A 26,084-nucleotide genomic window follows, 5' to 3' on the forward strand; every position below is an offset into this window, starting at 1 on the left:
AGCTTGCCTTTTATGAACATACGGGCCCCTATGCTACCAACATTTTTATGAATTCCCCGCCTCAAGGCGCGTGAGTCCCATGAGCTGGTTCAAGAGGGAGATAGCGGAGGGGGTTACCCTCGTCAGGATCCTGAACACGAAGCTTCCAAGGTTCGAGAACTTCTGGCCCATCCCCAACGGAACATCATACAACTTCTATGTGGTAGAGGGAAGTGAGGGAAATGCCCTCATAGACGGAGCCGATTTCAGGTTCTCCAAGGAGTTCTTCGAGGCCCTCGAGAGCGTGGTCAGGATCGAGGATCTGAGGTACGTGATCACTCAGCACACCGAGCCGGACCACTCCGGCACCCTGGCGGAGGTCATGAGGAGGGCGGGGGAGGCGGTTCTCTTGGGAACTAAGCAAGCCCTCAGCATAGGTGAGGCGCTAGCCGACTTCCCCATGGACAGGGCCAGAGAGGTGAGGGACGGGGACGAGGTCAGCTTGGGGAACAAGACCCTGCGCTTCGTCCTGTCCCCCATGGTCCACTGGCCCGATACAATGCTCACCTATCTAGTGGAAGACTCCATCCTGTTCACGTGCGACCTGTTCGGTTCTCACGGTGCCAGTGAAAAGGTCTTCTACGATGAGGCTCCCGACTCCTTCGAGTTACTGGATTACTATGCCTCCATACTTATGCCCTATTACGCAATGGCTGCGAAGGCCGTTGCTAAGGTCAGAGAGCTGAATCCCAAGATAGTAGCTCCATCCCACGGAGCCCTCCACAGGGAAATCGAGGGACTGCTGAGCACGTACGAGAGGTGGACCTCCTGGAAGCCGCTTAAGAAGGCTCTGGTCGTGGTAGGAAGCCAGTACGAGAATACGGCAAGGGCGGCCGAGGCTGCTGCTGAGGGGTTGAGGGATATCGGCCTCGAGGTAGCTTTGGTGGACAGCGCGGAGACCGACCCAGATGATCTGCTCGCCCACACGCTGGAGGCTGCCGCGATACTCGTAGCTACCTCGACGCATAACGGTCACCCCTTCCTAGGCATCACCTTTTACTTGGACCTCCTCAGGGAGTACAGGCCCAAGAACAAAGTAGCAGCGGTGCTCGGGTCCTTCGGGTGGGGGGGAGGCGGTACTAGGGCCGTCAAGAAGGAGCTGGAGGCTCTGGGCATACCTGTAGTGGACGAGCTGGCGTTCAAGGGTAAACCCAAGGAGAGCGATCTCAGCAGGGCCAAGGAGCTAGGTAAGAGACTTGGAGAGGAGGCATTGAAGCTCCTGTGAGCGCTATAGGTGATCCAAGTAGCCGGTGGCCGAGACGCCATATCCTACCTCAAGCTAGCTAGGAAGCTGAGCGCCCTAGCCGTATTAGGCAGTTTCGCCTACATCGGCGTGGGGTTGCTCTCCCTCCCGCTGAGGTGGTATCAAGTCCACATGCACTTCATGGGGATGGGCGTGGCCTCGTTCGCCGCCGGCGTCAACATCTCGTTTTGGACCTCGGTGACGAGGAGGCGAGGCTCGGTTCTAGCGGCTCTCCTTCACTCCCTCTCTCTGCTCCTCCTGCCGCTCGGCTCGCTGTTGGGATGGGGAACCGTTACGATTGCTTTCGTCTCCCTCACTGGTCTCTTCTTCCTCATCCCATTGAGGAAAAGGTCCTTGATCTATCTGCTGGAGTTGTATTCCTTCCTCTCCCTCCTCTCCACGGCCCTCATTAGCTACCAAGGAATGGAGGTTTGGATCACAGCTGTGGAGTGGGCTCACCCGGTGCCCCTCATATACGCGGTAACCCTTCACGCCCTCCCTAAGACCTACAGATACCGGGCCAGCTTACCCCTTACCATCCTGATGACCGCTCTTCACGCGCTTGCTCTCTCTGGATTCGGTCCAAGCAGGCACCTGATGTGGGCGAGCATGCTCTCCTACTTAGGGGCAGCTAGGCTGGATTTGGCGCTTCGCGGGTTGAGATCCGTCAGGGTGAGGGAGGCCCTGCCGGCTCACCGCTACCTCATAGCGGGCTACCTCCTCCTCATTCCCCTGCTGATCCCGTCGTGGTTTATGCCCGTGAACTCGTTAGGCCTACTGCACATTCTCCTATTGGGTTTTGTAGGCCTCCACATATATGCCCATGCTCCAATGATGATCCCAGTTCTCCTTGGGATTAGGAACGCGAAGAGGTTCAACTACTCGGCTCTCCTTTTACTGTTGTTGGCTGCCCTCTCTTGGCCATTCAACAGGGATGTAGCCCTTTACTTCCTCTCGGGAAGCCTCTTCCTAGTCATTTACATAGTGAAGCCCTAGAAAAAACGAAATTGAATTTGATACTGACTCCCAAAAAAGGGGAATGATTGTGAAGGGTCGAAGGGACAGAACAATCAGGAGAAGGTTATCTTCCTGTCTTTGAGGCTCCTGTTCAGCAGATCGGCGTGTTCGAGGGTCACCTGATACTCTGCCAGTTTCGTCAGCTCGAGGGACGGGATGGTCACCTTGTTCACATAGACCTTGCCATCGTCGAACCCCACCGTGTAGACGAAGACTTCCTTAGTTTCTAGGTACTTCTTCACCTCTTCGTGCTCTAGGGCTTCCTTCAGGCCGCCAGCAGCGAATATCCTCACATGGACGACCAAGCTGCCGGGCACATCCTCCTCGGCCATGGCCTTTAGGAGATCGACGAAACTCTTCTTCGTCTCATCGAACGGAGTCTCTCCTCCGAACTGGAGCAGTACTGCCTGGGCAGCGAACTCCTTCAGCCTCTTGGCCAGCTCCTTCTCCCTCCCGTGTTCCACCATGAAGTGATAGGTGACGCCCCCGCTCAGGGTCAGGAAGGTGGCTTCAGTGGCCGCTGCTATGCTGGAGCATATGATGTTCTTGGAGGCCACCACGGCGACCTTGTTGAGTCCTAGGTCGGATAGAGCCTTCCCGACCAATCTTCCGGTGAGGGCGCGCAGGTATATCTCCTCTTCGAATGTGGTCAGGGGCATGCATGATCACCATACCTAATAATATTAGATTAATTTAACTTTTACGCGTGTCATACCTCTCCCTTGGACATCTCCTGAAATACCCTCTGCAGTTCCCTGAGAACGGAGAAGGGGTGCTCTCTGAGTTTACTTCTAGGCACGTTGGCTTCCATGGCCAGCATAGACTCGAGAAATGCGAGTCCTCTCGCAACACCCCTGAACCTGCCGGCCGGTCCGAAGATCATGAAGTCAGCACCTCTCATCCTTAGGTATGAGAGAGCAGCCGTCAGCATCGTATAGGCCTCATCCCCGTACCTCCTCTTGCTCAGGAAGGCTAAAGCGTTGGCTGGAGCGCAGCCTACCACGTACCCCTTGGATCTAAGGAAGCTCATGGACTCGGCCACAGAGGCCAGTGAGGCGGGATCCAGCACGACCGCGTCCACTAGGAACTCCTCTACCCCCGCCTCCTCGGCCTTAGGTACGAGTTTCTCCTCCAGAATCGATAGCTTCACCTCGGGTTTGAGGCTCTTCAGTGCGTTTTTCGGATCGAAAGCCACCAGAACGGCCTTCTTGATTCCAGAGGTCTTTATGGCGTTCAGCTCCTCCTCGGTGCTGTCTGGATATATGGCGTTTGCTATCGCCAGATCCGACAAGCCCAACTCACCTGCGATCCTATAGGCGTGGGCCCTGACCTCTGGATCTATCCCGTCGACTAGGACGGGGACATCGAATCGCGAGGCGAATTTCAGGTAGGGCTCCGCGGCGCTCTTGCTAGTTATGATGACATCCAAGGCGTATGGGAAATTCAGATGCCGTGCTACCCTCAGATCCGATTCTATGAGCTTCTCCTCAGCCTCCTCATCAAACACGCCTCTCTCGTGATCTTTAACCCTCCTGTCTCCCCTGTAGAAGACGGATCCTATCATCAGAGGGGGGTTCTCTCCCAGCTTGCCTCCCAGCCGCATGCGCTAACCTCCCAAGACCTCCAAAATTCTCGAGTGGTTCCTCGGGGAGCTGATTATAACTCCCTTGACCAGTCCTGACTCCTCCAACCTGTCCATGAGTTCCTTATAGTCCACATCAAGCACCTCCTCTATGTCCATGGCCCTGAGAACGGACTCCTCCATCTCCGCCAAGGTGAGCATCAGCATGGTGTATAGGGGCGTGTCCCCGATAAAGTCTGATATGGGATAGAGCTCTTCAACCCTCTGTATTGGCTGGGTGACAACGAAATCCGCTCCCGCTTCCAGCTTAGCCCTGAGCCTCTCTCCCGGCTTGAGGGAGGTGGCCACACCCAGCTTCACCTTCACGCCCCACTCCCTCACGAGGGTTATCGCCCTCACGGCGTCGAGGCCCGTGGGCCTGCCTATGCTGGGGGGATCCCCTCCAACCAGCAGAACCCTCTTCATACCCAGCTCGGCCAGACCCATCATCTCGGAGAGCAGGGCAAGCTCGTTCCTGTCCATCAGCCTGTAGTTGGGGACCGCATTCACCCCTATATTCCTGAGCAGGACGGCCAAGGCCAAGGAGGAGGGTGCGGGCTTTCCGAAGGGAGAATCGGGTATGGAGATGAAGTCCGCCTTCCCTATGAGGGAGGAGACTCTCCTGAGGAACCTCGGTTTCGGGGAAGGAGGAACCTCCACTCCTATCTCCAATTAGATCACCTCCAAGAGAGGGAGAACTATCTCCTGCCTGTTCACATCGACCAGTCCCTTCGGGGTCAGCTTCAGCTTTGGGATCACCGAGAGAGCCAAGAAAGAGAGTTCCATGAACGGATCCTCTCTAGTACCTCCGAGGGACCTGTACGCCCTGTCCAGCTCTTCCTCCAGCGAGGCCACCTCCTCTGCCGGTCTGTCAGACATTAGGCCACCCACCGGAAGTGGGAGTATCGAGATCGGTTTGCCATTAGAGACCACCACCTGGCCGCCCCTGACTCGCTCCAGCTCGCGGGCCGCCACGACCATGTCCTTCAAATCGCTGCCAGCCACTATCAGGTTGTGGCTATCGTGTGCGACCGTGGAGGCTATCGCTCCGCTCATTCCGAACCCCCTAACAAATCCCCTTCCGATGTGCCCCGTTCTCCCATGCCTTTCCACTACCGCCAAGTGTTGAACCTCTCTCCCCGCCTTGACCAGTCCTTCCTCAATGGGAAGCCACTCCTCACCCTCCTCAGTAAGGAGAGATCCAGTCAGTTCAATGACCCTCACTCTAGCCCTCCTTCCCTGGGCCTTCACGGCGAGATCCCTAGGTGAGAGGGAGGGGAGCTTCATAGTACCTATCCTTTTGACCCTCACCGCGCTGAATAGGGGTTCACCGTTGGAGGCCACGAGCTCTCCCCCTATGTAGACCCTGAGGGCCTCGAACCTCTTGAGATCCCTCACCACCACCAGGTCAGCTAGCCTGCCGGGAGCGATGCCGTCCAGCTCCCTTATGCCGAACCTCTCGGCCACATTTATCGTCACAGCCTGAACCGCTTCCACGGGGTCGAGGCCCTCCTCAACGGCCCTCCTGAGGAGGTGATCCACATGCCCTTCCCTCATAAGGTCGGACGCGCTCCTGTCATCCGATACTAGGAGGATCCTCCTCTTCTGGACTCCGAGGAGTCCCCTAATTATGCTCATATCCTTTGATGCGGTTCCCTCCCTCACCATCACATACGTACCCTTTCTGGCCTTCTCCAAGGCTTCCTCCTCTGTAGTAGACTCATGATCGGACTCTACCCCCCTGAAGAGGTAGAGACAGAGTTCCTCGCCCATGAGGAGGGGCGCGTGCCCGTCGACCGGCATTCTTCTCCTCCTAGCCTCTTCCACCTTCCGGAGTAGATCCTCCTCACCCGAGATCACCCCAGGGAAGTTCATCACCTCCCCGAGCCCCATAGCCTCGTCTAGGAGTTCCGAGACGGCAGCAGCATCGAGATGGAAGGGGGATTCCTCGAGGGGGGAAGCGGGAACGCAAGAAGGTACCATCAGGTGAACCCTTAGTGGGGTCTTACCCGATTCCTCTAGCATGAACTTGAAGCCTTCCTTCCCAGCGACATTCACTATCTCGTGAGGATCCGCGAAGACGGAGGTGGTACCCCTAGGTACCACCAGCCGAGCGAACTCCCCGGGAGGGAGTTTGCTGCTCTCTATGTGGATATGACCGTCCTTCAGTCCGGGAATAATTGTCCCATCTACTCTCTCCACCCTTCTGGCCTCGATCCTCTCCCTGACGCAGAGGATCCGGTCTCCCAGAATGGCCACGGGTCCGTCGAGAAGTTCGCCCGTGTAGACATTCAAGTACTGACCATCCAGTAGGAGGTCTGCCTTCAGTTCCATCCCTGTGAGCGCTCACCACCTAAATATATCCGTTCTCATGGGATGTCGCCGCCCTTATGCAAAATTAATAAACCCTTCCTCGGAGGATGGATTCGAGGTGTGATCGTTGGGGAGGAAACAGCCCCCTAAGAAGGGAGACAAGAGGGATGACAAGGAGGTAAAGGATGTAACGCTCATAGTGGCGGATGTGGTGAAGCAGGCGGACTTCGGCAGGGGGATAGTGAGGATTGATCCCGAGGTGATGAAGCAGCTCAACCTGACTAGCGGCGATTACGTGAGGATTTACGGCTCTAGGGTGACCCACGCCAGGGTCATGCCGTCCGTGAGTATGGACGTGGGCACCAGATACATAAGGATGGACAAGATCATCAAGGGAAACGCGGGAGTTAGGACCGGTGAGAAGGTCAGGGTAAGACCTGTTGAGGTTGGGGAGGCCAGCAAGGTAGTTTTGGCCCCGCAAGACCACATGATAAGGGTGGCGCCCGACTTCCACAACTGGGTAAAGAGGAGGCTCTACGACTTCGTAGTTACCAAGGGAGATGTTGTCCTCATCCCCATATTCCAGAGGTTCATCCCCCTAGTGGTGGTCAGCGTCACGCCCGGTACCTTCGGGAAGGTCGGGGCGAACACAGTCATAGAGGTAAGGGAGAGACCCGTGGAGCTCTCCAAGATAATAGTGCCCACCGTCACATATGAGGACATAGGAGGGCTGAAGGAGGAGATACAGAGGATAAGGGAGATGGTGGAGCTCCCACTCAAGCATCCCGAGCTCTTCAGGCACCTCGGCATTGAGCCGCCCAAGGGCGTGCTGCTCTATGGACCACCGGGCTGCGGTAAAACGTTGCTGGCGAAGGCTGTTGCCAACGAGAGCAACGCCCACTTCATAAGCATCTCGGGCCCGGAGATAAAGTCCAAGTACTACGGTGAGAGCGAGAAGAGGCTCAGGGAGATATTCGAGGAGGCTGAGAAGAACGCTCCCTCGATAATATTCATAGATGAGATAGACTCCATTGCGCCGAACAGGAACGAGGTAACTGGAGAGGTTGAGAGGCGTGTAGTGGCCCAGCTCCTCGCTCTCATGGATGGCCTGAAGGGTAGGGGAGAGGTAATAGTTATTGGGGCTACGAACAGGCCAGAGGCTCTCGACCCGGCTTTAAGGAGGCCTGGCAGGTTCGACAGGGAGATAGAGATAGGGGTGCCGGATAGGGGGGGCAGGAAGGAGATACTGCAGATACACACGAGAAACGTGCCTCTCTCAGACGACGTGGACTTGGACGAGCTGGCTGACATAACCCACGGGTTCGTGGGCGCTGACCTCGCGGCTCTGGTGAGGGAGGCTGCCATGGCCGCTCTTAGGAGGGTCCTCCCCAAGATAGATCTGGACGCGGAGACGATCCCTATAGAGATTCTGGAGGAGCTTCAGGTCACGAAGGACGACTTCATGGAGGCTCTGAAGCTGGTTCAGCCCTCAGCTCTGAGGGAGATCTCGATAGAGGTTCCGGACATTTCTTGGGACGATATAGGTGGGTTAGATGAGGTGAAGAGGGAGCTCAGGGAGGTCGTGGAGCTGCCCTTGAAGAACCCTGACGCCTTCAGGAGGCTCGGGATTGAGCCGCCCAAGGGCGTGCTGCTCTATGGACCACCGGGTTGCGGTAAAACGTTGCTGGCGAAGGCCGTCGCTAACGAGAGCGAGGCGAACTTCATAAGCGTGAAGGGCCCGGAGATCCTCAGCAAGTGGGTGGGAGAGAGCGAGAAGGCCGTGAGACAGATCTTCAGGAAGGCGAGGCAGGTGGCCCCGGCCATCATATTCATCGACGAGATAGACTCCCTCTTCCCGAGGAGGGGCACCAGCTTCGATTCCGGAGTGACGGAGAGGGTGGTGAGCCAGATGCTCACCGAGATCGATGGGATACAGCCTCTGAGGGACGTGGTCGTGATAGGAGCCACGAACAGGCCAGATCTCGTGGATCCAGCTGTCCTCAGGCCAGGAAGATTGGAGAGGCTGGTCTACGTTGGGCCACCGGACCTTAACACTAGGTTCGAGATACTCAAGGTCCTGACGAAGGAGATGCCCCTCTCAGACGATGTCGATCTCTGGAAGATAGCCCTAGCAACGGAGAGGTTCAGTGGAGCGGATCTAGCGGCTCTAGTGAGGGAAGCCGCGATGGCCGCGCTGAGGGAGGACATAAACGTCAAAGAGGTTGAGATGAGACACTTCGAGCAGGCGCTAACGAAAGTGAAACCCAGCCTCACCGACGATATGCTGAAGTACTACGAGGAGGTGAAGAGGACCTTGAGAGCTGCTACAACTCCAGAGGAGAGGAAAGAAGAGTCGTATGTCTACTGAATGTTTTTTGATCCTCCTCTCTCACCATTAACCCACTTCCTGAGGAGCGAGGGGATAAGTACACTCTTACTCTCGCTCTCCTTAAGAGAATCCCACTCGCTAAGTATCTTGACGGCCTCGTTCGCCACCATTATCGCCTCTTCCTCTCCCCTCACATCAAATTCATCCCTGTTTCTCTGAGCGAAGACGGCGTGGACGGCTCCGGCCCTCAGACCGAAGAGGGAGGCCAAAACGAAGAGAGCCGAGGACTCCATCTCGAAGTTGAGGACCCTCGCTGCCATGAGGTCTCCTACTAAGTCCCTATGCCAACTCTGCTCATACCTGTTGAAGCCGGGCCTCCCCTGGCCCGGGTAGAAGCTGTCTGTCGTTGCCGTAATACCCACGTGGTACCTGTAACCCAAGGAATCGGCGGCCTCTATCAGTGCCAGGAGGACCTCATAGCTGGCGTGAGCAGGATATCCCTTTGAAACGTACTGGTCACTCGTCCCCTCCATCCTGACAGCAGCCGATGTTATCACCAAATCTCCGAGCTCTATCTCTGGCTGTATCGCCCCCGTGCTCCCGACCCTTATGATGGTGTCCACTCCTACCCTAGCCAGCTCCTCGACAGCTATTGCTGTGGCAGGGGCCCCAATGCCCGTGGATACCGCCAGTAATCCAGTACCCTTGTAGGCACCCCTGTGGACAATGTACTGCCTGTGCCTAGCAACCTCCTCGAACCAGTCCCAATGTGCAGATATCTTGGGAACCCTATCCGGATCTCCTGGGAGTAATGCGTACCTCTCAGCCTCCTCCCTAGATATCTGCACATGATACTGCTTGCCACCCTCCATCTCGGGATGCTCAGCGCTCTTGAACCTCATGGCGAGTACATAGGGAGGGGAGGTAATAATGGTATGCTCAGCTCAGCGCTAGCTGAGTATACCTTTTTAATTGGACCTATCCAGCGATGGGCAGGTGGTCCCTTGGAACTAGAGTAGCCTACGTTTCCGATATCAACTCATCGGTCAGGGAAGCCATGAGGCTTCCCGAGAGGGCTAGAGTTTTTGATACCACCTTAAGGGACGGCGAGCAGACACCTGGAGTCTCACTCACACCGGAGGAGAAGATTGAAATAGCTATAGCCTTGGACGAGCTGGGAGTGGATGTTATAGAGGCTGGCTTCCCCATCACCTCAAAGGGAGAGTCCCAGTCTGTAAGGGAGATAGCTAGGGCAATCAAGGAGATGGAGGGCAGCGTCAGGGCCGAGATATGCGCACTGGCCAGATCCACGCCTAAGGACATAGATATGGCGGTGGACGCTGGCGTCGACTCGGTCCACGTCTTCATAGCCACCTCCCCCCTGCACAGGGAGTACAAGCTGAGGATGAGCGAGGAGGAGGTGCTGGAGAGGGCTGTGAGGGCCGTGGAGTACGCGAAGTCGAGGGGCGTGAAGGTGGAGTTCTCCGCTGAGGACGCTACTAGGACAGAGGTGGACTTCCTCCTCGAGGTGTTCAAGGCCGTAGAGGGGGCTGGGGCCGACAGGGTGGATATACCTGACACAGTCGGTGTCATGTCGCCCCCAGCCATGAGAGCTCTGGTCAGCAGAGTGGTGGACGAGCTCAGGATACCAGTGAGCGTCCACTGTCACAACGACTTCGGACTGGCGGTGGCCAACTCCCTAGCCGGGGTGGAGGCCGGGGCCCAGCAGGCTCACGTGACCATCAACGGGATAGGGGAGAGAGCCGGTAATGCCTCTTTGGAGCAGTTCGTCACCTCTCTGAAGTTCCTCTACGGCGTGGAGACTGGTGTGGATCTCTCAAAGCTCAGATCGGTATCGGAACTCGTGGAGAAGCTCACTGGAATACAGGTACCCCCTAACGCTCCCATCATAGGGGACAATGCCTTCTCCCACGAGTCCGGCATCCATGTCCACGGGGTGCTCGGCCACCCAGGAACCTACGAGCCCCTGAGCCCCGAGGTGGTGGGGATGAGGAGGCGCATAGTGCTGGGGAAGCACACGGGGAGGCACGCAGTGGAGCAAGCGGTGAAGCAGCTCGGTTACGATGTGAGTAAGGAGGAGTTGAACCTCATAATCCAGAGAGTGAAGGAGTTAGGGGATAAGGGCGTCAAGGTGACCGAGAGGAGGTTTTCTAAGATAGTTGCTGAGGTCGTTGGCGGTAGACCGGGGGCGAGGATCATGGAGGTGCCAGAGTGGACAGTAGTTACGGGCAGCAGCACCACCCCCTCAGCCTGGGTGAGGGTCAGGTTAAAGGGCGAGGAGAGAAGGAGTGCCGGCTGGGGAGTGGGTCCCGTCGACGCGATAGCCAACGCACTCAAGTCCATAGATGGAATGCCTGAGTTCAGGCTGACGAGGTTCGAGCTCAACGCCGTCAGCAGGGGGACTGAAGCGGTGGGTGAGGTCTACGTCAGGGTAGAGTCCAACGGGCTCGCAGCGGAGGGATTCGGGCTCAGCGATGATATAGTGGATGCCAGCATAGAGGCGCTGGTCGATGCCCTGAACAAGGTGATGACCCTTGAGGACGGCGGTTGAGAAGATACTGGCGAGGGCCTCTGGCAGGGACGTGAGCGTGGGAGACATAGTGGAGGCTGAGATAGATGTCTACATGACCCACGACCCCATGGGGGCGCTGGTCGAGGACGCGCTGAACGAGATAGGTGCTGGGGTGAAGTACCCGGGGAGGGTGGTGGCCATACAGGACCACTTCGTACCTGCGAAGGACATAGAGTCTGCGGTACTGAGCATGAGGTTGAGGGAGTTTCACAGGAGGTTCAACTTCGGCTCATATTACGAGGTGGGGAGGGGAGGGATATGCCACATAGTCCTGCCGGAGGAGGGGCACGTCGTTCCCGGAGATGTGGTGGTGGGCACTGACTCCCACACCCCCACATCGGGAGCTTTAGGGGCATTCGCGGTAGGAATAGGAGCTACAGAGATGGCCGCAGCTATGGCCCTCGGCAAGCTCTGGTTCAAGGTGCCCCCCACCATCTTGATAAGGGGCGAGGGGTCCTTCCCCCCTCTGGTGCACGCCAAGGACCTTATCCTTGAGGTGATAGCGAATATAGGAACCGATGGCGCCATATACAAGGTGCTGGAGTTCGACGGACCTGCTGTGAGGGAGCTAGGGATGGACGAGAGGTTCGTGCTCACCAACATGTCCGTTGAGGCCGGCGCGAAGACGGGCTTCATCTCCCCGGACGAGGTCACCTTCCGCTACCTAGAGGGCAGGACCTTCAAGCCGCCTAGACCGGAGTACTCCGATAAGGGAAGCTTCGAGGACGAGCTGACCTTCGATGTGAGCTCTCTAGAGCCCTTGGTGGCCGCTCCCCACTCTCCTGCGAATGTAAAGGCCGCGAGCGAGGTGGACGAGGAGGTGGACCAAGCGTTCATAGGCTCCTGCACCGGAGGGAGGCTTAGCGATTTGAAGGCGGCCGTCAGAATTCTGAGGGGCAGGAGGGTGAGCGAGAGGGTCAGGCTGATCGTGATACCTGGGAGCCAGAGGGTGTACAGGGAGGCCCTGAGGATGGGGCTCATAGACGCTCTGGTCGAGAGCGGAGCGGCGATAGGGCCACCGAGCTGCGGGCCCTGCTTGGGCGCCCATCTGGGCGTGCTAGGGCCAAATGAGGTTGGTATCTCCTCATCCAACAGGAACTTCAGGGGCAGGATGGGACACCCCGATTCGCGCGTCTACCTAGCTAGCCCGAGCACGGTCGCTGCCAGCGCCCTTACCGGGCGAGTGACCGACCCTAGGGAGGTGGTCTCTTGATAAGGGGTAAGGTGATCAAGTACGGCGACGATGTCGATACGGATGTGATAATCCCGGCCCGCTACCTGAAGCATGGGGCCGATCCCCAAGTCCTCAGGGAGCATGCTATGGAGGACTTGGATCCGGATTTCAGGGAGAAAGTGAAGGAGAGAAGGATAATAGTGGCGGGGAGGAACTTCGGTTACGGCTCGAGCAGGGAGCAGGCTCCCTTAGCCCTCAAGTACGCGGGCATAGAGGTGGTGCTGGCGGAGAGCTTCGCTAGGATCTTCTTCAGGAATGCCATCAACGTGGGACTGCCCGTTATGGAGGTTCCTGGTGTGAGCAAGGTTGTGGAGGATGGCGACGTGGTAGAGGTGAATCTGCTTTCGGGCGTGGTCAGAGTTATCGGCAAAGGCGAGCTTAAGGGCACGAGTATACCCGAATTCCTGATGGAGATACTGGAGGCCGGAGGCTTGGTTCCCTACTTGAGGAGGAGATTTCGTGCCGAGAATAGCCCTGATACCCGGTGACGGTGTCGGTCCGGAGATAATGGATGCTGTTATCCCAGTACTAGAGACACTAGCGGATAAACATGGGATACCTATACAGATGGAGGTTTACGAGGCTGGAGATGAGACGAAGAGGAGAAGGGGAGTTGCTCTTCCTGAGGACACGTTCGAGGGTGTGCGCAAGGCCGACGCGACGCTGATGGTAGCGGTAGGTGAGACGGCTAAGGAGGTGATCCTCCCGATCAGGCAGGAGCTCGACCTCTACGTTAATTTAAGGCCAGCCAAGTCATATCCAGTGCCAAACGCCGTTCAGGGATTTGACGTAACAATAGTTAGGGAGAATACCGAGGGACTTTACGTCAGGGCCGGCTGGACAAATGTGGATACCGCGGTGGATCTTAGGGTAACCACCAGAAGGGGAAGCGAGCGTATCTGCAGGTACGGATACAGATATGCCAAAGAGATAGGGAGGGAGAGGGTCTACGTGGTGCACAAGGCCAACGTTCTCTTGGGCTGCAGGCTGTTCAGGGATGTATGCTCCTCCGTGGCGAAGGAGGAGGGGTTGGAGTTCAGGGAGATGTATGTTGACGCGGCGGCGATGAGGCTGGCCATGGACAGGCCCTTCGATGTAATAATAACGACAAACATGTTCGGCGATATACTGGCCGACCTAGCAGCCGCCTACATCGGTGGATTGGGCATGTATCCGAGCGGGAATATAGGGGATGAGAGGGCGGTCTTCGAGCCCGTTCATGGAACGGCTCCTGACATAGCCGGGAAGGGCATAGCTAATCCCATGGCAACTCTGCTTTCAGCGGCGATGATGTTCAGGTGGTTGGGATACAGGGAAGCGGGTGAGGAGCTAGAGGAAGCCGTGCGGAGAGCGTGCGAATTGGGATATACCACCCCAGATGTCGGAGGGAAGATGAAAACTTGGGAAGTCTGCGCTAGCGTGAGAGATCTCATATCAGCTGGGTGATCGATCCCTTCGACCTTAAATGAAGCTGTTAATGCGATCTCAAGGTTAGTAGGAGACCTATTGCCTGAGAAGGAGAGATCTCACTAAATTTTCAGCTTAATTGAAGTGCTTAACTTTACTACTGAGGCATCAGGTAGCATCAGCGAGGTTCGTCAAGCTTCTCTCCCAAATTCAGCGCGCCAGCAAGGGGAAGAAGGTCCACGTGCCTTACACGGCCAGCGCTTTCTCTGAGGAGGACATCGCATTCCTAGTCGAGAAGAGAGCTCACTGCACGGCTTCACCGAGAAGAGCAATTGTATTTCTCTAGAGCATGGCACCTTCAGGAGAGTCTCCTCGCTCATTCCGGTCTCATCAGCCAGCTTGATCAGGCTGGCCACAGCGCCTTATGGGAGGGCCAAGGAATTTAGGAATGTCTCGCTTTGAAGTTGGAGAGGAAAATTAACTTCATATGTCTTCCGAAAGACCTAGAGGTTTCCCTCTCCTATGCCCAAATGATCCGAACTTGAATACTTAACATTATCAACAAAGTTGAAACGGGACGCTATTCCCTGTTAATCCTACATCCATACAATTCATAACATTAATTTTTATTTTTTAATGTGTTGGGGGATTATGTTAGAACGACCTAATTGATCAGGAGAATTTCCTTAAGATCATCAATCCTACTTAATGCCTTGTGGGCCTCATCTCATTCCCAAGATATGGCAGCGATTATATCTGGTCCCTCCTAGATATCGTGAATGAGCATTGAGAAAATTGTAATTGAATTGAGAAGAGTTCTCTCAGTAGAGGATAACGTCATTTACGCCATACTCTTTGGATCGGTCGTGGAGGGAAGGATGAGGGAGGATAGCGACATGGATGTCGCCATCAAATTCTTCATAAGACCCGAGCCCTTGGAGCTAGGGAGGCTCTCCTCCCTAATGGAATCCGCCGTAGGGAGACCCGTCCACATAGTGGATGTGGATACGGCTCCGCCTCCCCTGAGGTATGAGATCTTCAGGACTGGCATCACAATCTTGGTGAGAGACGAGACTCTCATGGCTGAGGATAAGGCAAGGGCCATAATGGAGTACTTGGACTCCAAGCCCTATTACGAGAGAATGGTTAAGGGCATGATAAGGGCGATGATGAATGCCTAGTCCTGGGCTTGTGGGGAGGATTAGCAGATTCAGGACGGCTGTGTCCAAGCTGAAGAGCATCAGATCGATGGGTAGAGAAGGTTACTTCAGCAATCCCTTCGTCATGGACTCGGCCGAGAGGAACTTTTAGGTGGCCATCGAGGCCGTACTTGACGTAGGGAGCTTCATAATCGCTAAGAAGGGAGGTCCAGTTCCCTCGAAGCACAGGGAGATAGGGCTACTCTTAGTCAATATGGGAGTTCTCGACGGGGCAGATGGAGAGTTAGTATCTTCTCTAGCGGGATTGAGGAATTCTCCTCGTTCACTCATATTCCGAGGTGGATCACGAGATCCTGCTATCGCTACTCGGCCAAGTGGAGGAGTTGGAGCGGATAATGTCCGTGATGCTAGGCTACATGGAGAAGGAAGGGATGGATCCCTGAGATTGAGGGGCCTGATCAGCTCAGGCGCGCGATTTCAGGACCTCAACTAGCTCGCTAGCTAACTTTTTCCCATTTCCGAATCCACTTACTAGGATGAGATGCGCCTTCCTAGACCTAGACCATACCGTGATAAAGACCGGATATAGAGAGTACCTCATAGGTAGACCGGCTCGCTTACTCGCTAGGAGGCTAGGTATTCCGGATGATGAGGCCGCTCTCATTTTGAGAGAAAAAGTAAGGGAGATCATGAGGGAGAAGATCCTCAATGGAGATTATCTGCATGCCTTCGACTGGGATGTCGTAATCCCTGAGGCACTAAGGCGACTGGGTTTGAGGATGAGTGAGTTCGACGCCCTGTCCCTCCTGCTGGAGGCCGTGAGGAGCGGTGCTACCAGCGTTTATCCCGATTCTGTTGAAGCCATCCAAGAGCTCAGACGGGATCGCAGGGTCTGCCTAATGACCGGCGGCCTTTCCAAGTACCAAGAAGCCATCCTGAGCGAGCTGGGGATTAGAGAAATGTTTGACGATGTCTTGACCACAGATAGGCTTGGAGTCCTCAAAGTAAGGCCCGAGGCGTTCACGAAGGCCATGGAGATATGCGGTTGCTCTGCCGCATTTCACACCGGAGATTCCCCAAGTCACGATGTTGCTGGGGCTAAAGGCGCTGGCCTAGCTGCGTTCCTGATGGTAAGGGAACTGAACCATCTGAGGGAAGTAGATCCATTCAAGAGGGTAGATCTACTCCTGAAAAGCGGTTACCTCAGAGATTTAATGAGGAAGGACATCCTGTACGGATTCATCCCCGAGGAGATGATGATACCCGATGCTGTGGTGGTTGAGCTGAGGGAGGTAGTTTCCCTAAGCAGGAGGCTCTAAACTTTCCTAATCAGCGCTCTGATGATTGATGAGGGGATTACCAATTCACGATGTTCCTAGGGTCTAACCTCTCGATCCCGGGGATCTTATCGTAAGCTCTATCAGTAGAGATGAGGGGTTCACCCTCCCTTAGAGCTAGGGCAGCGTAGTAGGCGTCAAAAATGGAGGAGAGACCATACTGCCTCATCAAGGAGATGGCCGCCAGATCGTCCTCCCAAGTGGTCTCCACAAACCTTAAGTTCTCAATAAGGGTGAGATGGGTTAACCGCTCCAAGATCTCATCTAGAGAGACTCCCTCTTCTATAGAAACGTAGTAGATCTCGTGAAGCACCTCCCTAGATGCCTTGACTTCTCCTAATTTGCCGCTTATGATCATCTTGATCAGTCTGAGGGCTACTGGTTTCAGCCAATCCTCTACCTTTACGTAGGCGTATAGCACATCCGTTTCAACTATCATGGCAATCACCTAGAGTTAGATTTATAGGTAGGAGAGGTCACAGCTGCTTCCTCCTCTTGGCTCTCTTAACTGCATCCTCTCTAGCTAGCCTTTCAGCCTCCGCTTTTAGCTTCCTCCTCTCCTTATCCGTGTCGAGCCACCCCTCTGCGTACTTTTCAGGCTCTCCCCTTAGGGGGATTAGGACTAAGTGAGTGCCCACTGGTATTATTACCACCTTCTTGATCCCCTCTCTCAACCTCTTTGGAAGAGTTATCCTGCCCCTCTCATCTACGCCCACAACTGACATTTTATCCCACTACATACAGGATATACCCACTTATAAAAGAGCCCTCCAGTTTTAAGTAAGGACTTCACGAGGGAGCTATGCGCCTGGTCAGGTTCGTCCACGACAGGACCATAGACTACGGTGTGGAGCAGGATGGAGAGATAGCTCCCTCTAACGTCATCTCAGAGAAGATAGGAAAGGAATTACCTCCGAGCTTGGACGCTTTAATAAACCTCCCCCTCATAGATGAAGTGCTTAGACTCGAAGATAAGACACTGGATTGCACCATCCCGCTAGAAGAGGTGAAGCTCCTCAAGCCCCTCACTTCCCCAGCCAAGATAATTTGTCTAGGAAAGAACTACGCCGAGCATGCGGCTGAAACCGGTTTCGAACCACCAAAGGAGCCTGTTATCTTCATGAAGGCCCGCACATCGCTCAACGGTCCCTACGATGATGTGATAGTACCTGACGACTACGTTAGGGAGGTGGATTATGAGGGTGAGATAGCCTTTGTTATGAAGAAGGGTGGGCGTAGGCTCAACGAGAAGGAGGCCAAGGGGTCTATTCTGGGTTACATGGCCTTCAACGACGTCACCGCTAGGGACCTCCAGAGGAGGGATGGTCAGTGGGTCAGGGGCAAGAGTATCGACACCTTCGCCCCTATAGGACCGTGGATAGATACGTCTGTCGAGTTCGAGGAACTTGGAGTAACTACCTGGGTTAATGGGGAGAGAAGACAGCATGCCAGCTCTAGCCAGATGATATTCAAACCATGGGACATAATCTCAATTCTGAGTAAGGGTTTAACCCTAGAGCCGGGTGATATAATAGCTACAGGAACCCCTTCGGGGGTAGGTGGTTTCTCAAACCCTCCAAAGCTCCTCAAACATGGGGATGTCGTAGAGATAGAAATATGGAGTGTGGGCAGGATAAGGAACCGCATAGTCTACGAGAGCATGAGGGAGGGAGATGTGGTCTCCTGACCGATTCTTAGCATCTTAAACGCAAGCCCTGTGACCGCCCTCGGTGCTTTGCCAGCCTTACCTCAGCATGTAGGCTTCAGAAAGTCGCGGTATAGTTGTTCACTATAGGAGCCATGTTAACAGCAAAACGCCCCTCGCGCGCAGCCATAGGCTCTAGGACATGGTTCGTGAATGGTAATTTATCACCTCTTGAGGGATATAGGACGGCTGCTCTATGGTACCCTCATCCTCAATGCCCTAATTGGATCTTTAAAAGAACCTTGGGGTATATGAGGTAGCGATGAGTTTCTTTCCCCCGTAATGAGTTATAATAGACGACGATGCCCGTGATGGACATAATAGTCCTCGAAAGTCGTGGTGGGAATTAGCCAATTCTTGCGGTGCCAATAGCACATCTGTTCGTCTATTAATCAAGTGGTATTCGGCACTCAACACTGCAATTACACAAATGTGGCTCTCAGTATGTATCACAATATTATCAAATTATTCCATGATATACAAATAAAAATTGTAATCATCCTTTTCAATTTAATGAATATTAACGGTTAATTTGTCAAACCATAAGTCTTATAAGATTTATATCAATCGTTTGGGTTTAGGGATCTACATGGATCCGTTTGGACTAATTCAACAATGGTTGTCGGGTTATCCAGCGGGTTGGGAGAGAGTCCTATCAATGATAGGCATAGAGGTCCACTGGTTCATCCTGCAGTACGTACTAGGACTCTCATTCCTCGCTGTTGTTGCTGAGGCCATATGGCTGAGAACAGGCAACGAGGACTGGAAAAGGCTCTCTAGAACTTTAGCTAAGGCGTTCGTAGCTGTGTTCGCTGTCGGAGCTGCTACTGGAACTGCATCGGAGTTCGGATTAGTTCTTCTATGGCCTAACCTCACAGAAGCCGCCGGGAGATACATTTACTTCCCGCTCTACATGGAGATATTCGCATTCATCATGGAGGGTGTCTTCATCTACATGTACTTTTACGCGGAGCACAAGGTCTCCCCTAAGACTCACCTCTTAATTGGGGTATTGGCGTTCGTAGGGGCTTGGTTCTCAGCCGCCATGATATTGAGCGTGAACTCCTTCATGCAGGCTCCGGTCAATGTAATAGCCCATTACGACCCTATAGCGGGACCCAGTAGCTGGGCGCCTCCTGATGTATTGCTCTTCGTACCCGCTCAGATAGCTCAAGCCATTGATGTGAATAAGCTCGCCGCTGTCGGAGCCAAGGTAATTAACTCGTCCCCTGAGCAGGTAACGGTGACCTTGCCATCTGGCTTAGTTAGGATACTGATGGGGGAGGCTTTCTCCGGAAAAACCATAGGTGAAAGTACCTTAGCTGCTGTGCTCAAACCTGAGGCCCTCCAGACCCTCTCTTCAGTTCCACTAAAGGAGGTGATAGATGCCATTGTGGCTAATACAGTGGAGAATGCCGGGACTTTCATGATAACCTTCCTATCCAAGGGGTACTTAGCAACATTCGTCCATTCCCTGGGAGCCGCCATGACTGTTTCAGGCTTCACCTTACTGGGGGGGTATGCCCTCAGGATCCTCAGAACATCCGATGATGATAGGGACAGGGATTACTTCAGGAGAGCCTTGAAGTTCGCGGCCTTAGTTGCATTGATAACTGTGGCCATCCAAGGAACCGGCTCCGGCCATGCTATGGGAGCAGCCGTAGCCAAGTACAATCCCGAGAAGTTCGCGGCCATGGAGGCCACCACAACGAAGATTCAAAGCTTGCCGGGGATGATAGGTATGAAACAGCTAGTTGATCAGCTCATGCCTCTCCTAGCCTACGGTAATCCAAATGCGAAACTACCCTCCTATGATGTGATATCGGAGGAATTCAGACCTCCTCTGTTAGTGCACTATCTGTACTACACTAAGATAGGCCTGGGTGTCCTCCTCGGGTTGATAGGGCTGGTAGCAGTTTTCCTAGCGTTTAAGAGAGAAAATTGGCCTTCCTGGGCCCTGTGGGTGGCCGTGATATCTCCAGCCCTAGCTCACATAACCAGCTTCTTGGGATGGGGTGTGAGGGAGATGGGCAGGAAGCCGTGGGCTATCTACGGCATAATGGATGTGAAGACCGAGCTAACGATAAATCCGCCTCCTCCATGGCAGCTTATGGGTGTGGCCCTCTACCTATCTTTGATCTTAGCGGTGCTTGTTATCGGAGTCTATTGGTTCCTGTGGAGGAGGTGATGATATGCAGGCGCCGCTGCCCATTTCCACTCTCCTATCTCTCGCATTCGGCGTGCATATAGTCCTAGTGAACCTAGACATAGCTCTAGCGACATTCATACCCTTCATGGAGTGGCTCGCTAGGAAGGGTAAAGACGATTTCCTCATGGAGAGGGCGAAGATCTTAATGAGGTATTATGCAAGTACATACGCCATAGCAGGGGTCTTCGGGACTGCCTTTACTGTGATGCTCCTGAGCTTCTATCCCCAGTTTATAGGGCTCGCTGGTCATCTCACTTGGGTGCCTTTCGGACTAGCCATCCTCATGATAGCCCTGAGGTTCCTGACCATAGTGCTCTACTGGTACCTCTGGGACAGGGTTGCGGTGAACCTCCACCTGCTAATAGGAGCCTTACTCGCCATAAGCGGATATCTTATACCTTTTGGCTTCAGAGCAGTGTTTGCCTTCCTGAACACACCCACGGGGCTACATCTGGAGCCCAAGCCCTATCTAGATGTGATCGAGGCACTGACTAACCCTACGTTCCTGCCGCTATACCTGAAGAGTCTATTCGGTGCGCTGGCTGCTGGATCTCTCATGCTGGCATCGGCCTACGCCTATAGCTACAGCAAGTCTCCAACCAATAAGGAGAGATACTCCGAGCTGGTCGGAATGTTCACTGAGTATGGAGCCATTTTCCTAGCTCTCATGGTAATATTCGGCCCCTGGTATGCGATAAGCCTCAACGTGTCCCAATACAAGTTCAGCAACATATTCGGATTCCTTCTGGGGGTGAAACCACAGCATGACTTCGGATGGCTCTTCACCATAAAGATGATACTCGTGATAGTGCAATTCCTAGCGGTGATATTCGTCTTGAAGGGACTGTCGAACCTAGATGGAGTTATAAGGTGGGCCGAAATTTCAGGACCAGCTGGATTGGCTACGGTGCTCACTGGAGAACTTCTTAACATGCACAGCCAGTTACCCTACTTCATAGCCCAGCCCGAGGTAGTTAACTCGCTCCCAGAGATATTTAGGCAGGCTTTACTAACTACTGCAGCCAATACCTTGGCCGATATTCCAGAGCTCTACATGCTGACTGCGGTATTTCTAGTTCCTCTGCTCATCGCTGTGGTGGCCCTATTCTATCTTCTCTTGAAGGACTGAAGGGTCCTTCCTTAACCTCCTTTTTAATGGTCATGCCTGAGCATAGCTTAATATAACCTAGATCTCCACTCCAAGAGCCGCTCTGGCTATCCAGCCCACTAAGAACGATACTACCGCCACCCCGAAGCTTATCGCTAGCATCTCTAGGAACATCCTCAAGGCCGATTGATCCTTGACGACCGCAACGTAGAAGGAGAAGAGCCCTACTATTATCACTGTTAGACCTAGCATCAAGAGGAGGGCAATATAAGGGTTTGTAAGAGATAGGAAAGGGGTTATCATGAGAATCACAGTTAGTATGTATGCTATCCCAGTGTAAAAGGCTCCTTTCATTGGATTCCCTAAGCCCTCTGACTTTCTAGATAGATACTCGGATGCTGCCATTGAGAGGCTGGCAGCCACCCCCATTATCAAGCCAGCTATTCCTATCAGTTTGGAGTTCTGTAAAGCTAATGTCAAGCCTGCCAAAGCGCCGGTCAACTCCACCAGAGCATCATTCAGTCCTAGGACCATAGATCCCACGTATTCTACTCTTTCCTCCTTAACGAGTTCAATCAATTGATCCTCGTGATCCTCCTCCTCCCGAAGAAGAGTGGCTGCTTCAGGGACCTCCTCCATGATACCCCTATATCCCTCTTGAGCAGACTCCTCAGTCCTCTCCATCAGCTTTATTGTGAAAGTAACGCCGAATATCTTGGAGATCACGGAGTAGAGGAATACCTTCTTCGCATCTGGCTCCACATCCCTCCCTGTATATTTCCTCAGGATAGAGTAATGCCTGAGCTCATCTCTAGCTATCCTCTCCAGTACCTTCCTGTTCTCCTCATCTACTCGCTGAGCTAGACTCAGATAAACGTTGTACTCGGTTATCTCGTTCCTCTGAAACTCAAGTAGAGCTTTCATGGTCTCTGGTTTCAGGTCAGCCATGGTAATCCCTCAGTATATTCATTTGCAGATTTAAAGGATAACAGCAGGTTCGGCAAGAGCACTAACGGGTTGGGTCTGAATGGAAGGAATTGTCGCTCTGAGAGGCGATCTCCATTGCTATACACATTAAAATCGAAACAGAATACTTCCCATTCTAGGCATCCGTATAGCTTGTAAAAACTTTTCTCAGATTTCATCCCATCCAGTTGGCTTCTCGTTATAATATGATTGTTAAAGCCCAGGAAAATGAAAGAGTTGTTAATTAGATGAGCATAACTACAGAGTCTTCCATGGCCATGTTCATGAAAGTCGTCGCGCCGACTGCATCATCCACTTCCTCTATCAGATCCTCCCTCTTCAGGCCGAACATCTCCATTGTAGTTGAGCAGGCGTAGAACTTCACTCCTAAGTCCTTGCACTCCTTTATCATATCCCTTACGGTAGGCATGTTGAGCTCCCTTATCTTCTTCCTCACCATGCCAGTTGCCATTGCAGTCATTCCTGGGAGTGTGGCCAGTATGTTCGGCACTCCCATCGATGGATTCCCTACCGGAGTCACCTTGAGGTTATCAACCCTGTCCTTTCTTATTATGTCGAAACCCCAGAATGTGAAGAAGAGACCAACCTCCAAGCCCATGGCCGCTCCGATCTGGGCCAATATGAGGGGGATAGGCCATGTCTAAGGTTCCTTTACTGACCACAATCATCAGCCTCTTGGCCAACTCAATCACCTAGAGGTCTGATCATATGATTTGAATAACAGGTATAGCACGAGCGTCTAGGAACTCTAGAATCCTCAAGCGCGCGCGGGCCATAATAGAGTACCTGAGGGTGAACCCCGGCGCTTACCTGAGGCAGATGTCCAGAGATTTGGGGATGAGTCTGGGAAGCCTGAGGTGGCATCTCAATGTCCTCGAGAGGAGCGGCCTCGTCTGGGAGAGGAGGAAGGGAAACATGATCGAGTTCTACTTGTCTGATGTTTTCTAATCCTCTCTAGGTAAATTTAAACACCTTTCCCACGGCCAGTTGTGCAAAACCCCTTCCATATGCTCTTCTGAACGCGCACTCCGCTGGTAGACCTGTGCAGTGACCGGTGATTACCTGTTCCACACCCAAGTCTCGGAGGGCCCTGACAGTAGCCTCTATCCTCTCTTCAGAGGCACTGACGAGGTGGAAGCCTCCCATCACCGCCCTGACCGGGCCGGCTATTTCCAGTGCCCTCTTCACTATGTTCACCACTCCCGCGTGGGAGCATCCGGTTAGCACCACAGATCCCCCTCTCAGCTTCACGATGAGGGAGACATCATCCATTATGGGATCTCTAACCAGTCTCCCATCGACATCCACCGTGTAGGTCTCAATGGTCATCTCCCTTTCTAACTCAGAGGTTCTGGGAATCTCCCCAGTCGTCACAACCCCGGACACTATTTCAATAGGATCGCGGGTCAGGAGGAACCTCGCACCCAGTCCTTCAAGCTCTTCCCTAGTGAAGGGTATACCTATCTCTCTCAGGGGCAGGACGAAGTTCGGTCTGAAGAGGTCCGGATGTGATATGATCGTGATCTCCCTGTTCAGATCTGTCAGGAGACCTCTGAGGCCTCCTGTGTGGTCGTAATGCCTGTGCGAGAGGACTACTGCTTTAACTCTCGATACATCTTGGCCCAGCAGCCTGAGGTTGTGTTCGATGGGTTCCCAGCTGTTTCCGGTGTCGAAGAGGATCTCATGAACCTGCTCACCGGAGCGGACCTTTAGTAGGAAGGATATGCCATGCTGAGCCCAGAACATGCCTGAAGCATGCTCTTCTGCCAACACGCAAACTTCGAGCCTATCAACGGTTCCCCCAGATAATCCCGACATAAACTAGAGGAGAGGGTGAAAAATATACGCTTTCACCACTGGAAGTCATCCCACGGGACGTCTTGATTCTCGCAGGCCTTCCCGTTGAATATTATCTCAAGTATTTCACCAGCAGAGCGGGCGAATGCCTCCACATCTCCTGTCTCATCCTCCCTGATGGCCAAGACCACTACATCGCACCCATTCTCATCCTCCAAGGAGACATAGCATTCCTTGTCCATGACCTCACTCAGCTCTGGCTCCTCATCCTCCAGATCTATCCTCTCTATCCTGGCGTACCACCTGCCGCACTCGTATATTATCGCATTTACTCCTAGGAACTTGGCCAACGGGGTGAGGTTCTCCATTATCACCCTCCTGAGTTCCTCGGGCCCTAGCTGGAGGAAATCGTAGGGATCCTCCTTTATTCTCTGGGAGAAACGATCCCAGTTGAGCCCTATTTGCTCCACTTCGTCCATTTGCCCTCAGCTCCCACTCAGGGTGGAGAGTAATAAGTGTTTTGTTTTTCGGGCGCGAATCCATTTGAGGAAGCACCGCTGGAAGTCATATGGGGGTTCAGGTTCCTCAGACCTCGGATATGAGGGTGTCCACAGTCGGTCTAGGCACTTCTCAGTTCAGAGATTCTTTGGGACATGAGAAGTAGAGGTAGCTGACAATGGTGGAGAGGGGTGCATATCTCCGGGGGTGTGGGGTCTCCGATGTTGCAACCCACACTCCATCTCCTCCTGACGCAGAGGTCAGGACTCTTGGACCTCCTTCCATACTTTCATGAGCTTAGCATGATCCTCCTCCGTGAGCAGCGGTACATACCAAGTTCTATCCTTGATGTTGGCGGGGTATATCTCGGGATCGCTGAGGACTTTCTCTATAAGAGGTTTGGCGTCTTTCACTGGACTCATGTACTTTACGTAAAGCGAGTTGACGGCTGCTACAGCTGGGTCCAGCAAGAAGTTTATGAAGAGATGGGCCGCCTCGGGATGGGGAGCGTCCTTTGGTATCAGCATATTATCAGTCCATCTAGTCCCTCCCTCCTCCGGTATTCCAAATTGGACCTTGTCGGCGAGTTCTGGATGTTCCTCGGTCCTCAGGAGAGCTATGTCACCGTTATAGGCTTGAGCTACATCTATGCTTCCCTCGGCAAAGCCCCTGTAATACTCGCTTGTTCCTCCGTAGCCAGCCAAATAGGGCTTCTGCCTGATCAGTACTTCCTTCACCTCCTCCATCGTCTTATCACTCCAGTCATAGGGGTCCTTACCTAAGTAGGCCTTGGTAGAGAGGACGACTTCCATGGCCTCCTCCAGCATCATCACCCTCTTCCCATGCTTCTTCAAGAAGTCCAGCTCTGGATCGAATATCTGCTTGAGGGTGGTCACACCTTTAGGGACGAAGTCTGACCTCCATGAATAAGCCGTTATGCCCCACATGTAAACTACACTGTACTCGTTATCTGGATCGAATGGGGGATGCAGGAAATCCGGATCCACGAACCTCAGGTTGGGTATAAGGGACTTGTCCAGTCTCCTGACAAATCCCTTACTTATAGCAAGAGCAGCTTCCGCGTCTGGGAGAACTACCAAGTCATATCCGCTACCTCCAGCCGCTATTTTGGAGAAAGGTTCTGAAGGATCCTCGAAAACATCATACACCAATTTCTTCCTATCCATACCCACCTCTTTGGCGAATATGTCTAGGAGTAGCTCTTGGATGTAATAGGACCAGTTATACACCTTGAGCGCCTCTACTCTGTGGGAACCCTCCTGTATTTTGGAAGCGACCTCTTTCCCACTGACACCTTCCATCCCGCTCTTCCTTATTGGTAATCCCACTAGAGATCCCACTGCGAAGCCAGCAGCGCCTGCTATAGCTATCTTAAGGAACTCACGTCTCTGCATAGTGAGAATTCATGACCTGAATTTTATTAGTCTTGCGTGCTCTCCAAACTAATCCAACCCGCTCGCGGACAA

At 53.6% G+C, this 26,084-nt stretch carries 27 protein-coding genes; 15 read left to right on the top strand and 12 right to left on the bottom strand.

Annotated elements, in window-relative coordinates; translation table 11 throughout:
- Positions 1–79: 79 nt before the first annotated feature.
- Complete coding sequence (locus QI197_03235; protein MDK2372373.1) at positions 80–1,264, top strand: FprA family A-type flavoprotein; 1,185 nt, start codon at positions 80–82, stop codon at positions 1,262–1,264.
- A gap of 9 nt (positions 1,265–1,273) precedes the next feature.
- The gene (locus QI197_03240) at positions 1,274–2,278 is read left to right on the top strand and encodes a hypothetical protein (GenBank protein MDK2372374.1); all 1,005 of its coding nucleotides are present in this window, start codon (positions 1,274–1,276) and stop codon (positions 2,276–2,278) included.
- Positions 2,279–2,352: 74 nt separating this feature from the next.
- On the opposite strand, the gene QI197_03245 is transcribed toward QI197_03240, so the two are convergent.
- Genes QI197_03245 through ade form a run of 4 tightly spaced genes read right to left on the bottom strand, consistent with a single transcriptional unit; the run spans position 2,353 to position 6,254 of the window.
- On the bottom strand, positions 2,353–2,958 hold the full coding sequence (locus QI197_03245; protein ID MDK2372375.1) for a hypothetical protein: 606 nt from the start codon (positions 2,956–2,958) through the stop codon (positions 2,353–2,355).
- A gap of 50 nt (positions 2,959–3,008) precedes the next feature.
- Positions 3,009–3,902, bottom strand: coding sequence for a tetrahydromethanopterin S-methyltransferase subunit H (locus QI197_03250; GenBank protein ID MDK2372376.1), 894 nt, complete (start codon positions 3,900–3,902; stop codon positions 3,009–3,011).
- A 3-nt stretch (positions 3,903–3,905) separates the two neighbouring features.
- On the bottom strand, positions 3,906–4,592 hold the full coding sequence (locus QI197_03255) for a methylenetetrahydrofolate reductase (GenBank protein ID MDK2372377.1): 687 nt from the start codon (positions 4,590–4,592) through the stop codon (positions 3,906–3,908).
- Positions 4,593–6,254: an adenine deaminase gene (ade, locus tag QI197_03260; protein MDK2372378.1), complete on the bottom strand. Its 1,662-nt coding sequence runs from the start codon at positions 6,252–6,254 to the stop codon at positions 4,593–4,595.
- 106 nt (positions 6,255–6,360) lie between these two features.
- On the opposite strand from ade, the gene QI197_03265 reads away from it, so the two are divergent.
- The gene (locus QI197_03265; GenBank protein MDK2372379.1) at positions 6,361–8,601 is read left to right on the top strand and encodes a CDC48 family AAA ATPase; all 2,241 of its coding nucleotides are present in this window, start codon (positions 6,361–6,363) and stop codon (positions 8,599–8,601) included.
- Here QI197_03265 and udp read toward each other — a convergent pair.
- The gene (gene udp / locus QI197_03270) at positions 8,595–9,464 is read right to left on the bottom strand and encodes a uridine phosphorylase (GenBank protein ID MDK2372380.1); all 870 of its coding nucleotides are present in this window, start codon (positions 9,462–9,464) and stop codon (positions 8,595–8,597) included. The two genes, QI197_03265 and udp, sit on opposite strands and share 7 nt — an antisense overlap.
- 155 nt (positions 9,465–9,619) lie before the next feature.
- Between udp and QI197_03275 the strand changes: the two genes are divergently transcribed.
- From QI197_03275 to QI197_03310, 8 genes are all read left to right on the top strand, one after another.
- A complete protein-coding gene (locus tag QI197_03275; GenBank protein MDK2372381.1) occupies positions 9,620–11,134 on the top strand; it encodes a 2-isopropylmalate synthase in 1,515 nt (504 codons plus the stop codon).
- Positions 11,118–12,368 carry a 3-isopropylmalate dehydratase large subunit gene (locus QI197_03280; protein MDK2372382.1) on the top strand — a complete coding sequence of 417 codons (1,251 nt, stop codon included), beginning with the start codon at positions 11,118–11,120 and terminating at the stop codon, positions 12,366–12,368. Before QI197_03275 ends, QI197_03280 begins: the two co-directional genes overlap by 17 nt.
- Complete coding sequence (locus tag QI197_03285; GenBank protein ID MDK2372383.1) at positions 12,368–12,877, top strand: 3-isopropylmalate dehydratase small subunit; 510 nt, start codon at positions 12,368–12,370, stop codon at positions 12,875–12,877. Before QI197_03280 ends, QI197_03285 begins: the two co-directional genes overlap by 1 nt.
- Positions 12,849–13,835 (top strand): isocitrate/isopropylmalate dehydrogenase family protein, encoded by a 987-nt coding sequence (locus QI197_03290; GenBank protein MDK2372384.1) that lies wholly within the window; start codon positions 12,849–12,851, stop codon positions 13,833–13,835. Before QI197_03285 ends, QI197_03290 begins: the two co-directional genes overlap by 29 nt.
- A gap of 100 nt (positions 13,836–13,935) precedes the next feature.
- The gene (locus tag QI197_03295; protein MDK2372385.1) at positions 13,936–14,142 is read left to right on the top strand and encodes a hypothetical protein; all 207 of its coding nucleotides are present in this window, start codon (positions 13,936–13,938) and stop codon (positions 14,140–14,142) included.
- A gap of 433 nt (positions 14,143–14,575) precedes the next feature.
- Positions 14,576–14,977, top strand: a complete 402-nt coding sequence (locus QI197_03300) for a nucleotidyltransferase domain-containing protein (GenBank protein ID MDK2372386.1) — start codon at positions 14,576–14,578, stop codon at positions 14,975–14,977.
- Positions 14,970–15,107, top strand: a complete 138-nt coding sequence (locus QI197_03305; protein ID MDK2372387.1) for a hypothetical protein — start codon at positions 14,970–14,972, stop codon at positions 15,105–15,107. The genes QI197_03300 and QI197_03305 overlap by 8 nt, the downstream gene beginning before the upstream one ends.
- A gap of 385 nt (positions 15,108–15,492) precedes the next feature.
- Positions 15,493–16,275 carry an HAD family hydrolase gene (locus QI197_03310; protein MDK2372388.1) on the top strand — a complete coding sequence of 261 codons (783 nt, stop codon included), beginning with the start codon at positions 15,493–15,495 and terminating at the stop codon, positions 16,273–16,275.
- Positions 16,276–16,312: 37 nt separating this feature from the next.
- On the opposite strand, the gene QI197_03315 is transcribed toward QI197_03310, so the two are convergent.
- Both QI197_03315 and QI197_03320 read right to left on the bottom strand, forming a co-directional pair.
- Positions 16,313–16,732: a PIN domain-containing protein gene (locus QI197_03315; protein MDK2372389.1), complete on the bottom strand. Its 420-nt coding sequence runs from the start codon at positions 16,730–16,732 to the stop codon at positions 16,313–16,315.
- A gap of 37 nt (positions 16,733–16,769) precedes the next feature.
- Positions 16,770–17,018: a VapB-type antitoxin gene (locus QI197_03320; protein MDK2372390.1), complete on the bottom strand. Its 249-nt coding sequence runs from the start codon at positions 17,016–17,018 to the stop codon at positions 16,770–16,772.
- Between the two features lie 77 nt (positions 17,019–17,095).
- On the opposite strand from QI197_03320, the gene QI197_03325 reads away from it, so the two are divergent.
- The 3 genes from QI197_03325 to QI197_03335 all read left to right on the top strand — a co-directional run bounded on the left by QI197_03325 (position 17,096) and on the right by QI197_03335 (position 21,336).
- Positions 17,096–17,980, top strand: coding sequence for a fumarylacetoacetate hydrolase family protein (locus QI197_03325; GenBank protein ID MDK2372391.1), 885 nt, complete (start codon positions 17,096–17,098; stop codon positions 17,978–17,980).
- 607 nt (positions 17,981–18,587) lie between these two features.
- A complete protein-coding gene (locus QI197_03330; protein MDK2372392.1) occupies positions 18,588–20,186 on the top strand; it encodes a cytochrome ubiquinol oxidase subunit I in 1,599 nt (532 codons plus the stop codon).
- Between the two features lie 4 nt (positions 20,187–20,190).
- Positions 20,191–21,336 (top strand): cytochrome ubiquinol oxidase subunit I, encoded by a 1,146-nt coding sequence (locus tag QI197_03335; GenBank protein MDK2372393.1) that lies wholly within the window; start codon positions 20,191–20,193, stop codon positions 21,334–21,336.
- Positions 21,337–21,393: 57 nt separating this feature from the next.
- Here the strand turns inward: QI197_03335 and QI197_03340 are convergent, their stop codons facing one another.
- Both QI197_03340 and QI197_03345 read right to left on the bottom strand, forming a co-directional pair.
- Positions 21,394–22,263: a VIT1/CCC1 transporter family protein gene (locus QI197_03340; protein MDK2372394.1), complete on the bottom strand. Its 870-nt coding sequence runs from the start codon at positions 22,261–22,263 to the stop codon at positions 21,394–21,396.
- A 262-nt stretch (positions 22,264–22,525) separates the two neighbouring features.
- A complete protein-coding gene (locus QI197_03345; GenBank protein ID MDK2372395.1) occupies positions 22,526–22,900 on the bottom strand; it encodes a DsrE/DsrF/DrsH-like family protein in 375 nt (124 codons plus the stop codon).
- A gap of 179 nt (positions 22,901–23,079) precedes the next feature.
- Between QI197_03345 and QI197_03350 the strand changes: the two genes are divergently transcribed.
- Complete coding sequence (locus QI197_03350; protein ID MDK2372396.1) at positions 23,080–23,250, top strand: winged helix-turn-helix transcriptional regulator; 171 nt, start codon at positions 23,080–23,082, stop codon at positions 23,248–23,250.
- A 6-nt stretch (positions 23,251–23,256) separates the two neighbouring features.
- Here the strand turns inward: QI197_03350 and QI197_03355 are convergent, their stop codons facing one another.
- From QI197_03355 to QI197_03365, 3 genes are all read right to left on the bottom strand, one after another.
- Positions 23,257–24,075, bottom strand: coding sequence for an MBL fold metallo-hydrolase (locus tag QI197_03355; GenBank protein MDK2372397.1), 819 nt, complete (start codon positions 24,073–24,075; stop codon positions 23,257–23,259).
- 77 nt (positions 24,076–24,152) lie between these two features.
- Entirely contained in the window at positions 24,153–24,578 is a 426-nt protein-coding gene (locus tag QI197_03360) for a hypothetical protein (protein ID MDK2372398.1), read from the bottom strand.
- 279 nt (positions 24,579–24,857) lie between these two features.
- On the bottom strand, positions 24,858–26,012 hold the full coding sequence (locus QI197_03365; GenBank protein ID MDK2372399.1) for a spermidine/putrescine ABC transporter substrate-binding protein: 1,155 nt from the start codon (positions 26,010–26,012) through the stop codon (positions 24,858–24,860).
- Positions 26,013–26,084: the final 72 nt, after the last annotated feature.

It is taken from the genome of Thermoproteota archaeon, from assembly GCA_030130125.1.
In the GTDB taxonomy this organism is placed as follows: Archaea; Korarchaeota; Korarchaeia; order Korarchaeales; family Korarchaeaceae; genus Korarchaeum.